The 12,950-nt window shown below is 41.3% G+C and carries 10 protein-coding genes; 9 read left to right on the forward strand and 1 reads right to left on the reverse strand.

The window, feature by feature from the left end:
• Positions 1–106: 106 nt before the first annotated feature.
• The 5 genes from G611_RS0106230 (at position 107) to G611_RS0106250 (ending at position 4,571) form a co-directional block, all read left to right on the forward strand.
• On the forward strand, positions 107–628 hold the full coding sequence (locus G611_RS0106230; RefSeq protein ID WP_028242886.1) for a helix-turn-helix domain-containing protein: 522 nt from the start codon (positions 107–109) through the stop codon (positions 626–628).
• Complete coding sequence (locus G611_RS0106235; RefSeq protein ID WP_028242887.1) at positions 618–1,352, forward strand: DUF6036 family nucleotidyltransferase; 735 nt, start codon at positions 618–620, stop codon at positions 1,350–1,352. Before G611_RS0106230 ends, G611_RS0106235 begins: the two co-directional genes overlap by 11 nt.
• A gap of 128 nt (positions 1,353–1,480) precedes the next feature.
• Complete coding sequence (locus G611_RS0106240) at positions 1,481–3,064, forward strand: glucose-6-phosphate isomerase (protein ID WP_028242888.1); 1,584 nt, start codon at positions 1,481–1,483, stop codon at positions 3,062–3,064.
• Between the two features lie 176 nt (positions 3,065–3,240).
• On the forward strand, positions 3,241–3,933 hold the full coding sequence (locus G611_RS0106245) for a hypothetical protein (RefSeq protein ID WP_028242889.1): 693 nt from the start codon (positions 3,241–3,243) through the stop codon (positions 3,931–3,933).
• A gap of 2 nt (positions 3,934–3,935) precedes the next feature.
• Positions 3,936–4,571 carry a YesL family protein gene (locus tag G611_RS0106250; RefSeq protein ID WP_028242890.1) on the forward strand — a complete coding sequence of 212 codons (636 nt, stop codon included), beginning with the start codon at positions 3,936–3,938 and terminating at the stop codon, positions 4,569–4,571.
• A gap of 22 nt (positions 4,572–4,593) precedes the next feature.
• Here the strand turns inward: G611_RS0106250 and G611_RS15280 are convergent, their stop codons facing one another.
• On the reverse strand, positions 4,594–5,388 hold the full coding sequence (locus tag G611_RS15280) for a hypothetical protein (protein WP_028242891.1): 795 nt from the start codon (positions 5,386–5,388) through the stop codon (positions 4,594–4,596).
• Between the two features lie 801 nt (positions 5,389–6,189).
• On the opposite strand from G611_RS15280, the gene uvrB reads away from it, so the two are divergent.
• The 4 genes from uvrB to sdaAA all read left to right on the forward strand — a co-directional run bounded on the left by uvrB (position 6,190) and on the right by sdaAA (position 12,786).
• Positions 6,190–8,169 carry an excinuclease ABC subunit UvrB gene (gene uvrB / locus G611_RS0106260; RefSeq protein WP_028242892.1) on the forward strand — a complete coding sequence of 660 codons (1,980 nt, stop codon included), beginning with the start codon at positions 6,190–6,192 and terminating at the stop codon, positions 8,167–8,169.
• A 1-nt stretch (position 8,170) separates the two neighbouring features.
• Positions 8,171–10,993 (forward strand): excinuclease ABC subunit UvrA, encoded by a 2,823-nt coding sequence (gene uvrA, locus G611_RS0106265; protein ID WP_028242893.1) that lies wholly within the window; start codon positions 8,171–8,173, stop codon positions 10,991–10,993.
• Positions 10,994–11,237: 244 nt separating this feature from the next.
• The gene (sdaAB, locus tag G611_RS0106270) at positions 11,238–11,906 is read left to right on the forward strand and encodes an L-serine ammonia-lyase, iron-sulfur-dependent subunit beta (protein ID WP_028242894.1); all 669 of its coding nucleotides are present in this window, start codon (positions 11,238–11,240) and stop codon (positions 11,904–11,906) included.
• Positions 11,907–11,916: 10 nt separating this feature from the next.
• Complete coding sequence (sdaAA, locus tag G611_RS0106275) at positions 11,917–12,786, forward strand: L-serine ammonia-lyase, iron-sulfur-dependent, subunit alpha (RefSeq protein WP_028242895.1); 870 nt, start codon at positions 11,917–11,919, stop codon at positions 12,784–12,786.
• Positions 12,787–12,950: the final 164 nt, after the last annotated feature.

Raw genomic sequence — 12,950 nt, forward strand, 5'->3', positions numbered from 1 at the left:
GAAATTTGGGCATATATCGGACGAGCTGGAAAATCACTGCCTGAGAATAACTAGTCTCTTGTTATTATAACGGTTAACCGATATAATTAATGGAGGAGGTTGCATTATGAATATTAAAAGATATTTAAAAGAAAATGACATATCCCTTAAAACAATGTCTGAAATCACAACAATTCCTTATACAACACTTTCAGATATAGTTAATGAGAAGGTTGATTTATATGAGTGCAAATACAAGACTTTAAAGAAACTTTCTTTATTTTTGAAGATATCTATAGATGATTTAGTTTATGAGAAAGAGGACTTTCAAACTTTTAGGAATAATCTTCATCATGAAATAAAAAATAGTGGCCTTCTAGAAGTTGCGGCAGATGTTTTACAGCGAAAACGTATTGATTACTATTATCAGAATGATGATATTGTAAAGGCTTTGTATCTTTTGAGCTTGGTTGACTATGTCTGCAGAATAAATGAAATAGCCCTTTGTGAGGATTATGCCAATTTGCGAAATAAGAAACTTAAGGAACCTTTTTATGTAGGAGATTTAGTTGAAGCTAGTAATCCCAAGTATATTATGGAATTTAAAAATCATAATATCTACGAAGGAGAGTTGACAGATGCAGTATAATTCAGACAAAACCTTAATCACTAATGAAAATGCGTATGGGATATTAAAAGCTTTTGCTAACGAATATAAAAGGCAAAATGGTGAAGCTCCTGCTGAGATAATTATCGTAGGTGGTGGAAGTATAATGCTTAATTATGGCTTTAGAAAATCTACCCAGGATTTTGACATAATGATAAGTGGCGGCGGGGCAGACATAAAAAATATTATTCATTATGTTGCAGATAAATATAATCTACCTAATGATTGGATGAATACAGATTTTAAACGCACGATTTCTTATTCTAGCAAGCTAAGGCAGGTATCTTCACATATGTTTTCGTTTAATCATAATTCGCTGGAAATAAGAACTGTTAAAGATGAATACCTAATTGCTATGAAAATGATATCGGCAAGGCAATATAGAAATGATTTGTCTGATATTGTGGGAATTTTGTTATTTGCAATGCAGAATAATAACCCTATAGCCTATAGAACTATTGAAAATGCAATAATAGAGCTTTATGATTCTACAAAGAATATTAAGAGTGAGGTTATAGAAAGAGTAAAAAAATATTCATCAATGAATGAAAGTGAACTTAGTGATGAATATTCAAAGATAAAAGAAGATGAGAATAAAACCTTAGAAGATCTTCAGGACATAGATAATAAGTATAAAGGTGTAGTGAATGAAGCAAGTGTGGATACTGTAATAGCTGCTTTAAGAAGAAAGGAAAACAAATCTTAAAAGGAATTGGACAATGGAAAAATAATGTGAAAAAGCAGCCCTATTTCTTGAAATCAAGACTCTTTTATTATAAAATTTTCTCTGAAATCGATTAAGTTAAACGCATAACATATAAAGGAGTGATCAAAATGATAGAATGGAAGAATTTTGATAAGCTCGAGTCTTACAAGACTCTCCAGGGGCTTAAGAATCAAGTAGAATTAAAGTCTGCAATGGCAGGAGCAAACGGTGCTAAGCGTGTAGCTGAGTATTCAGTTCCAATGTCTAACGGAATGGTTTACAACTTTGCTTCAAAGCAGGTGGATGACACTGTTCTTGATGCACTTGCAAAGCTCGCTGATGAGGCACAGCTTGTTGACAAGTATGCAGCCCTTTACAACGGAGAGGTTATCAATACAGGTGAAAAGAGATTAGTTCTTCATCAGCTCACACGTGGTCAGCTTGGCGATGATGTTATAGCTGATGGTGTTAACAAGAGAGAATTTTACGTAAAGCAGCAGGAGCGTATCGCTGATTTCGCTAACAAGGTTCACGCAGGTGAAATCGTTAACGAAAAGGGTGAGAAGTTCACATCAGTAGTTCAGATTGGTATCGGTGGTTCTGACCTTGGCCCTCGCGCTATGTATCTTGCACTTGAGAACTGGGCAAAGGTTACAGGCACATTCAAGATGGAGGCTCACTTCATTTCAAATGTAGACCCTGACGATGCAGCAGCTGTACTTGCTGGCGTTGATGTTGCTCACTCAATCTTCATCCTTGTATCTAAGTCAGGTACAACACTTGAGACTCTTACAAACGAGTCATTTGTTAAGGATGCCCTTGCAAAGGCTGGTCTTGACGCTTCTAAGCACATGATCGCTGTTACATCTGAGACATCACCACTTGCTAAGTCTGCTGATTACTTAGATGCATTCTTCATGGATGATTACATCGGTGGCCGTTACTCATCTACATCTTCAGTAGGTGGCGCAGTACTTTCACTTGCATTTGGTCCAGATGTATTTGCTAGATTCTTAAATGGTGCAGCAGCAGAAGATGCTCTTGCAAAGAACGCTGATATTCGCAAGAACCCAGCACTTCTTGATGCACTTATTGGTGTTTATGAAAGAAACGTACTCGGTTACGAGTCTACAGCAGTTCTTCCATACTCACAGGCACTTAGCCGTTTCCCTGCTCACTTACAGCAGCTCGACATGGAGTCAAACGGTAAGAGCGTTAACAGATTTGGCGAAAAAGTTGATTACGTTACAGGCCCAGTTATCTTTGGTGAGCCTGGTACAAACGGTCAGCACAGCTTCTACCAGTTATTACATCAGGGAACAAACATCATTCCACTTCAGTTCGTAGGCTTCAAGAAGAGCCAGATGGCAACAGACGTTGTTATCGAGGGAAGCACATCACAGCAGAAGCTTAAGGCTAACGTTGCAGCTCAGATCATGGCTTTCGCTTGCGGTAAGGATGATGACAACAGAAATAAATACTTCGAAGGTAACAGACCTTCTTCAATCATCGTTGGCGAGCAGCTTACACCAGAGACACTTGGTGCACTTCTTGCTCACTTCGAGAACAAGGTTATGTTCCAGGGCTTCGTATGGAATCTTAACTCATTCGATCAGGAAGGTGTTCAGCTTGGAAAGGTACTTGCAAAGAAGGTACTTGCTGGCGATACATCAGATGCTCTTGCAGCTTACGCAAAGCTTCTTGATATCTAAAAAGTTTCTTAAAAATGGCTACCGTGTATTGCGGTAGCCATTTTTTTACGCTAGGATATGGTTTAGACGTAAATTGGAAGTAGCCAGTAGGTAACAAGCTATTTATTTACTAAAGTGAAACATGGGTTGAACGTAGTAAATAAATGCTTGTTTCCGTAACTGGCGAGTGAGGAATTATGGCATATACAGATACAGAACAAGAAGCAGTTAAGAAAACTTGGGCGGGGGAAAAGGCAAAGCTCAGTCAAATGAGCTTCGACGAAAAGCTCGAATACATATGGGCTTACTACAAGTTACACATCCTTGTAATTCTACTAATACTAGGAGCCATCACCTGGGGTGTGCATCACGCCATGACCTATGTAGAATATCGTATATACGGTATGGTAATTAACTCAAGCCAGTTTAACGAAGAGCTAAATGATACTCTCCACGACACTCTTAAGATGGCAAAGCACGACGGAGTTAACATAACAGCGGATCTTTACACAGACGAAAGTGCCAACATGGGAGGATACGGCAATCGTCTTGATATCTATGTTATGTCAGGTCAGCTGGACTTCGCATTTACGGACCAGGCCGGCGTTGATTATTTAGTCAACATGGGCGCTATCAGAGACCTTAAGGAAACAGTGCCGGATTACCTGTTATCCCAGTGGGGCGATGACAGATTATACGAAGCATCCGTTGTTGGGGACGATGGCAAAACCTATTCAGGATATGTTGCGGTAGATATTTCTGATAGTAAAATCCATGAATATTTTGGCTTAGCGGATAACATTAATTATCTTGTAATTGCTGATTTAAGCGGCAGCGAAGAATACATGGATAATTTTTATAAGCTCTTATATGAGATAGAAGGAGAATAGTTTTGGGAAGATTTTTTAACAGTAAGATTTTTGACGGAATAACAAAGGTAACTGATGTCATGCTAATCGGTTTTTACTTTATAGTATGCTCTTTACCAATTTTTACAATCGGCGCTAGCTCAACAGCTTTGTACTACGCAATCCACAAATCTGTGTTCAGAGGACGTGGCTACACCACAGAGTTCTTCCGTTCATTCAAGGATAACTTCAAGCAGTCAACATTGTCATGGTTGATTTTCATGGTATTATTTGGAGTTCTTTCAGCAGACATTTACGTCACTAGAAATTTCATCCAGGCCAACAGCCCAATGGCTGCAGCATCAGTATTTTTCCTAGTATTACTGATTTTCACTATCGTTTGGTCAATTTATCATTTCGCATACATCGCCAGATTCGCCAACAGCTTCAAGGAATCCTTCAAGATTTCCGCAATCATCATGATTGCTAACATCGGCTGGAGCATAGCAATTATTGCAGTTGTTATCGTACTAGTGCTTTTGATGTACAGATTCATGATATTAATCGTATTTGCACCAGGCATATTCGCCTGCGCACTTCATCCAATCCTTGAGAAGGTCTTCCGCAAGTACATGTCTGCCGAAGACATCGCCAAAGAGGACGAGGATTTACATTATTAAATAGCTTTATCGTAGAGGCATCCTATAATAGGAATGCCTCTATTTTTTTGTCCACAATAAAAGAATCCAACGGGTCATCGCTAGTCTCGAAGGAAGCAATAAGATTCTTACCTAGATGGTAATCGGATTGTTCATATAAAGATAGCTTCAGCATGTTGTTGACACTGTAGTTTTGGTCATCAGATAGTCCAAAATGCTCCCAGATAATAGTGGTTCTGGTTCGCTTGTTCAGCGTAATGAAATCAGGATATTTAAGATTGTCGCTTAAAACAATCTTAGGTTCATACACATAAGGTATTTCGAAATCTAAAAGTCTGTCTGCGATAATCTTTTCTGATTTGGAACGAACCAGCTCCCCGTTTTTAGTGTAGACGCCCTTATCTATGAGGTAAGTGTTCTGGCAGCTGGGATTATCGTTATACCAGTCTTTCACAAAGGTTTCGATGTCCGGAATAATCGGCGTAATCAGCGACCTTCTTCCTGGATTAAAGGAATAGTAGATGTTATCCAGCTCTACATATAAATCCACATGAATTCCCTTTTTAACCTTACAAATCAATTCGTGCATTCGCTTTGAAACTTTCATTAGATAATCCCTCTGACAGATGGCTGTGATAAATCCTATATTGTCAGCGGACATGTATTTACCTTTGGTATCAGAGCGGTTTTTGTAGTAATAAAATCTAGGATATCCTTTGCTGCTCTCCAAGCGGATAAAACCCTTTGGTGATGAATGTAGCTCTTTATCTGCGATATCCATTAGTTGGTAGATAGATTGAACCAGCTTATTGATGTCTATTGTTGGTGTTGTTAACATGTTTCCTCCTTAAAAATGGTGTTTATGGCGTGGCCAGGAGCTTTTTGGGGGCCAGTTAAGTGTGAAATTAGGAAAAATATAAATTCACTTAAAAACTGATTTTGCTGTTAAGTTTAAATAGATTTTATAAAAATAAACTTAAATAAATTAGAATAAAAAGGTAGATTGTTAAGTGGAAAAATTAGTTTTGGGGAGAAACTTAACAACATCCTTTGCAATGTTAAGTGAATATTTAGAAATGCATATTAAACTTAAAAATAGCTAAAATGATTTAACGATAATTAAGTGAAAATATTTTTTTCTCATAGAAACTTAACAGCAAAATCAATTTTTAAGTGGAGATTTAGAATTCCGAAAAAAACTTAACTTTGCAAGCAAAAACTAGCCAGGGGTTGCGTCTAAATTCATAAAAAAGCGCAAAAAGACCCAGTACGCGTCAATATTCATATTAATGGTGGGTATTAATTGCCTGATAAAGGCAATGGATGCAAACTATAACTTTTGCTGAAGTTATATGTCATCATGTGCTTGCTGCTAAAGCAATGATGAAATTGCATGATGCTGTATGAAATTACAGCGGTGTGTCCTGTGAATAACACAATGTTATATATAACATGCCATCAACAATATGTCAACTACAAAATAACGACAGCCTCATAAAAACAAAACACAAACAAATGTTTGACATATCCCATAGCTATGATATAATAAAATACATACGATTGTGCACAATTAAAATTGCGCCGCCAATCAGAAAGAACAATTAACAATCAACAATAATGTAGATTTCGAGGGCCAGTTATGGATTTCAAATTACATTCAGAATATAAACCAACAGGTGACCAGCCACAGGCTATCGCAGATTTGGTAAGGGGGTTCAAGGAAGGTAACCAGATGCAGACACTTCTTGGTGTTACAGGTTCTGGTAAGACCTTCACCATGGCTAATGTCATTGAGCAGCTGAACAAGCCTACCCTTATCATTGCACACAACAAGACCTTGGCGGGCCAGCTATACAGCGAATTTAAAGAATTCTTCCCAGAGAACGCTGTGGAATATTTCGTGTCTTACTACGATTATTATCAGCCAGAGGCCTATGTGCCTAGTACGGATACATACATCGCGAAGGATTCTTCTATTAATGATGAAATAGATAAGCTACGCCTTTCAGCCACAGCTTCTTTGTCAGAACGCCGTGACGTTATCATCGTTTCTTCAGTTTCCTGTATTTACGGTATTGGTGAGCCAGATGATTTCCAGAACATGATGGTTAGCCTTCGCCCAGGAGATTTCAAGGACAGAGATGATGTTATCCATGAGCTTATCAACATCCAGTACCAGCGAAACGACATGGATTTTGACCGCGGTACCTTCAGAGTGCGAGGCGATACGCTGGAGGTTATCCCAGCCAACACTAGCGACTACGGCATCCGTATCGAATTCTTCGGAGATGAGATAGACCGCATTTGCGAGACGGATATTATGACGGGGCAGGTGAAGCGTGAGCTTGAGCATGTAGCCATTTTCCCAGCCAGTCACTACGTTATTCCGCAGGATAAGATTAACGCGGCCTGCGCCAGCATCGAGGCAGAGCTGGATGAAAGGGTGAAGTTCTTCAAGTCAGAGGACAAGCTTATAGAGGCTCAGCGTATAGCAGAGCGTACTAATTTTGATATAGAAATGCTTCGTGAAACAGGCTTTTGCTCCGGCATTGAAAACTACAGTAGGCACATGACCAATCAGCAGCCAGGAGAGCCACCTAAGTGCCTGATAGATTATTTCGATGATGATTTCCTTATTATTGTGGACGAAAGTCACATCACTCTTCCTCAGGTAAGGGGAATGTTTGCAGGTGACCAAGCACGTAAGAAGACTTTGGTTGAATACGGCTTCAGATTGCCATCAGCGCTTGATAACAGACCGCTTAATTTTGGAGAGTTCGAATCAAAGATTGACCAGATTATGTTTGTAAGTGCAACACCTGGTGACTATGAAGAGGAGCACGAGCTTCTTAGAACAGAGCAGGTTATCCGCCCAACAGGCTTGCTTGATCCTGAGGTGGAGGTAAGGCCAGTTGAGGGGCAGATTGATGACCTCTTCAACGAAATCCAAAAGGAAGTTGAAAAGAAAAATAAGGTAATGATAACCACTCTTACCAAGCGAATGGCGGAGGACCTTACAGATTATCTGGCAGAGCTTGGCGTCAGAGTTAAATACATGCATTCAGACATTGATACCATGGAGCGCGCAGAAATCATCAGAGATTTGCGCCTGGATGTGTTTGATGTATTAGTTGGTATCAACCTGCTTCGAGAGGGCTTGGATATCCCAGAGATTACGCTGGTTGCTATCCTTGATGCAGATAAGGAAGGCTTCCTTAGAAGTGAGCGCTCGCTGATTCAGACAATCGGACGAGCAGCCCGAAATTCCGAAGGCCATGTTATCATGTATGCTGATACCATCACGGAATCCATGGAAAAGGCCATCTCCGAGACAGAGCGTCGTCGCGAGATTCAGAAGGCCTACAATAAGGAACACGGCATCACTCCTAAGACTATACAAAAATCCGTCCGCGAGCTTATATCTATTTCCAAGGATATTGCCCACAAGGAGATGCAGTTCAAGAAGGACCCTGAGGAAATGGATAAGAAGGAGCTTGAGAAGCTGATTGCAGACATTCAGAAGAAGATGCAAAAGGCTGCCGCCGAGCTGAACTTCGAAGCCGCCGCCGAATACCGCGACAAGATGGTTGAACTGAAAAATATGTTGAGGGACTTATAAAATGAAAGAAAGAAAATATATAAAAATCAAAGGCGCTAACGAACACAACCTTAAAAACGTCAGCTTAGACATCCCACGTGATGAGTTCGTTGTGCTTACAGGATTGTCAGGTTCGGGAAAATCATCCTTAGCCTTTGACACAATTTTTGCTGAAGGCCAAAGACGCTACATGGAATCTCTTTCCAGCTACGCTCGCCAGTTCCTAGGCCAGATGGAAAAGCCAAATGTAGAGCACATGGAAGGTATGCCACCAGCCATTTCAATCGACCAGAAGAGCACCAACCACAACCCACGTTCTACAGTTGGTACAGTTACAGAGATATACGATTACATGCGTCTTTTGTACGCTAGATGCGGTGTGCCACACTGCCCAAACTGTGGCAAGCCAATCAGCAAGCAGACAGTAGACCAGATGGTGGATGCCATTATGGCATTGCCAGAGCGTACCAAGATTCAGCTGTTGGCTCCTGTCGTTAGAGGCCGCAAGGGTACACACGAAAAGCTCTTTGAAAAAGCTAAGAAATCCGGCTATGTACGTGTCAACGTAGATGGCAATGTGTACGACCTTTCCGAAGAAATAAAGCTTGATAAGAACATCAAGCATAACATAGAAATAGTAGTAGACCGATTGGTTGTAAAGGAAGGCATTGAAAAGCGTCTCACAGATTCCATTGAAGCTGTGCTTAAGCTGGCTGATGGCCTGATGATTGTAGATGTTATCGATGGGGAGCCGATCAGATTTTCCGAGGGCTTTTCATGTCCTGATTGCGGAATCAGCATCGATGAGGTAGAGCCACGAAGCTTCTCCTTCAATAACCCATTTGGTGCCTGCCCAGAGTGCTTTGGTTTGGGCTACAAAATGGAATTTGACGAGGATTTGATGATTCCAGACAAGAGCCTTTCCTTTAATCAGGGAGCTGTTCAGGTAATGGGCTGGCAGTCTTCAAACAAGAGCACCAGCTTTGCACACGCACTTTTGGAGGCACTTGCAAAGGAATACGATTTTTCACTGGACACTCCATACAAGGAGCTTCCTGAAAACATAAGATACATGTTTATCCATGGCTTTGACCGTTCGGTAGATGTGCATTACCAGGGCCAAAGGGGCCGTGGCGTTTACCCTACAGTTTTCGAGGGATTAATTGAAAATGTTAACCGCAGATATAAGGAAACATTTTCTGAATCAGCTAAAAAAGAATACGAAGAGTTCATGTTCTACAGTGATTGCCCATGCTGCCACGGTCAGCGTTTGAAGAAGGAATCACTGGCAGTTACATTAGATGGCAAGAACATCTTCGAAATGACTCAGTACCCAGTACATGAGCTTTATAACATGATAGATAATCTGCATCTTACAGAGCAACAGAAAAAGATAGGTGCTGTTGTTTTAAAGGAGATTAAGGCAAGACTTAAATTCATGGTGGATGTAGGTTTGGATTACCTTACACTTAGCCGTGCCACAGCCACACTTTCAGGTGGTGAGGCTCAGCGTATCCGCCTTGCAACACAGATAGGTTCAGGCCTGGTTGGTGTAGCCTATATCTTGGACGAGCCATCAATCGGCTTGCACCAGAAGGATAACGACAAGCTATTAGCATCCCTTAAGGGATTGCGAGACCTTGGCAACACCCTTATCGTAGTAGAGCATGATGCGGATACTATGAAGGCTGCGGATTATCTTGTGGATATCGGTCCTCGCGCAGGCAAGGACGGTGGACAAGTTATCGCCGCAGGAACTCCGGAGGAAATCATGGCATGTCCAGATTCCATCACAGGCCAATACCTTAGCGGCAAGCTTTGCATCCCAGTTCCAAAGGAGCGTAGACAGCCAACCGGTTGGCTTACTATAAAGGGAGCCAGAGAGCACAACCTTAAGAATATCGATGTGGACATCCCACTTGGTATCATGACAGTTGTAACAGGTGTTTCCGGCTCAGGAAAGAGCTCTCTTGTAAACGAAATCCTTTACAAGGATTTGGCGAAGCGATTGAACCGTGCCCGTAAGGTTTCAGGAAAGCATGATGATATTATTGGAACAGAGGCGCTAGATAAGGTCATCGATATCGACCAGTCTCCAATCGGACGTACACCACGTTCCAACCCTGCCACATACACAGGTGTATTCGACCTGATTCGTGACCTGTTTGCAGGAACAACTGAGGCTAAGGAGCGTGGCTACAGCAAGGGACGATTCTCCTTCAATGTAAAGGGCGGCCGATGTGAGGCATGCTCAGGCGATGGTATCATCAAAATAGAGATGCACTTCCTGCCAGACGTTTATGTACCATGCGAGGTCTGCGGTGGTAAGCGATACAACCGTGAGACTCTTGAGGTTCATTATAAAGGAAAGACAATTTACGATATCCTTGATATGACAGTTGAGGAGGCGGTAGAGTTCTTCAAGAATGTACCTAGCATTCTTAACAAGATTCAGAGCTTGTATGATGTAGGACTTGGCTATATCAAGCTTGGTCAGCCATCTACCACATTATCAGGTGGTGAGGCCCAGCGTATCAAGCTTGCTACCGAGCTTTCGCGCCGTGCTACAGGCAAGACTATCTACATCTTAGACGAGCCAACAACAGGTCTTCATTTTGATGATGTTAACAAGCTTGTAGAAATCATGCGTAAGCTATCTGATTCTGGAAATACGGTAGTTGTTATCGAGCATAATCTTGATGTAATCAAGTGTGCAGATTACATCATCGACATGGGCCCAGACGGAGGAGATAGAGGCGGTACCGTAATTGCGAAGGGTACCCCGGAGGAGATTGTAAAGGTAAAGAAGAGCTATACAGGACAGTATTTGAAGGAATATTTGTAGACCACAAACAAAAATAAGTGAGTAAGTTTGTCTATTTTGTGAAAAAATTTTTCAATCTTCACTCAGTCTTCACATAAAGGCGTTATATTACTTACCGTACTAGCGGAAAGCTAATACCAAATTTTTCATAACTCAGCGACCAGAGGAAACTTTGGTCGCACTCCCCGAATATTACACCAGCGTTTGAATGCGCTGGTGTTTTTTGTTAGTATGAAAATAGTGTAAAAATATATCTGGAGGCATTATGAGTTCTATTAGTGTTTTTGATGTTTTAGGACCAAATATGATAGGTCCATCCAGCTCCCACACAGCTGGAGCTAGTTCCATTGCTTATTTAGCGTGGAAGATGGCAGGTGGGGATATAAAGCATGTTGATTTTACCTTATACGGTTCCTTCGCTGAGACCTATCATGGCCACGGTACGGACAAAGCGTTGCTGGGTGGAATCCTTGGTTTTAAGACAGATGATAAAAGAATTAGGGAATCCTTTAAAATAGCTGAAGAAAGAGGCGTAGAGTTCGATTTTTCTACTAACGAGACAGAGACAGATGTTCATCCTAACACGGTGGATATCCATATCGTCACAGGTGATGGCAAAACTCTTGATGTTCGTGGCGAATCCATCGGAGGCGGCAAATGTCGAATCGTCAGAATTGATAATGTGCCAGTAGATTTCACTGGAGAGTACAGCGCAGCAATCGTTGTTCAAAAGGATATGCCAGGCGTAATCACCCACATAGCAAGCACATTAAGCGACAGAAATATCAACATCGCTTTCATGAGATTGTTCAGAGAGGGTAAGCACGAGAGGGCTTACACTATCGTAGAAACTGATGGCGCGTTGCCTGAGGAATTAAAGGATGCTATCAAGCAAAATCAATATGTTGAAGATGTAATGCTTGTACAGATATAGAGGTAGTGAAATGGATTTTAAGAAGGCAGAAGAAATGCTTGAGATATGCGAAAAAAACGGGTATAGCATATCGCAGGTTATGAAAATGAGAGAATGTAGTCAGTTTGAAACAACTGAAGATGAAATAAAAAATAAGATGCAGCAGGCGTGGAAGATTATGAAGGAATCTGCTACCAGCCCAACAAAGACTGCAGTTAAATCTATGGGAGGCCTTATAGGTGGCGAAGCCAAAAAGCTGAACGACCACAGAAATGCAGGAAAATCAATAGTAGGAAGCCTGATGTCAAAGGCCATTACCTATTCCATGGCAGTGCTTGAAGTGAATGCGTCCATGGGCCTTATCGTGGCATCACCTACAGCAGGTTCATCTGGCGTGTTGCCAGGAGTGATGCTTGCCCTTCAGGAGGAGTACGATATTTCCGATGATAGAATCATCGACGGACTGTTCAACGCCAGCGCCATAGGATATCTTGCTATGCAAAATGCTACAGTATCGGGTGCAGTTGGAGGATGTCAGGCAGAGGTTGGCGTGGCTGCAGCAATGGCAGCTTCAGCAGCTACGGAACTGATGGGTGGAACTCCTAGAGAATGCACCTATGCAGCATCCACAGTGCTTATGAATATGCTGGGGCTTATCTGTGACCCAGTGCTGGGACTTGTGGAATATCCTTGCCAAAACAGAAACGCATCTGGTGCCGCTAACGCATTAGTTGCTGCAGAAATGTCACTTTCTGGAATCACCCAAATGATTCCTTTAGATGAGATGTTAGATTGCATGTACAATGTAGGCCGTCGTCTTCCAGTAGAATTTAGAGAGACAGCCAAGGGAGGATGCGCAATAACACCTTCTGCATGCAAGCTTTGCGATAAGTGCTTTTAATTAAATATAGTAATAATTACCAATCTATACGCAATTTCGTATATATTATAGAAAGAAAAGCCTCTTGAAAGATGGAGATTTTTGTATATAATAGAAACGTGAAATTGCGTATTTTTTGCTTTTAGGCATTTGATATACTTTATTTAGTAAATAGAAAGGATTGG

Source organism: Pseudobutyrivibrio ruminis AD2017 (genome assembly GCF_000424305.1).
GTDB lineage: Bacteria > Bacillota > Clostridia > Lachnospirales > Lachnospiraceae > Pseudobutyrivibrio > Pseudobutyrivibrio ruminis_B.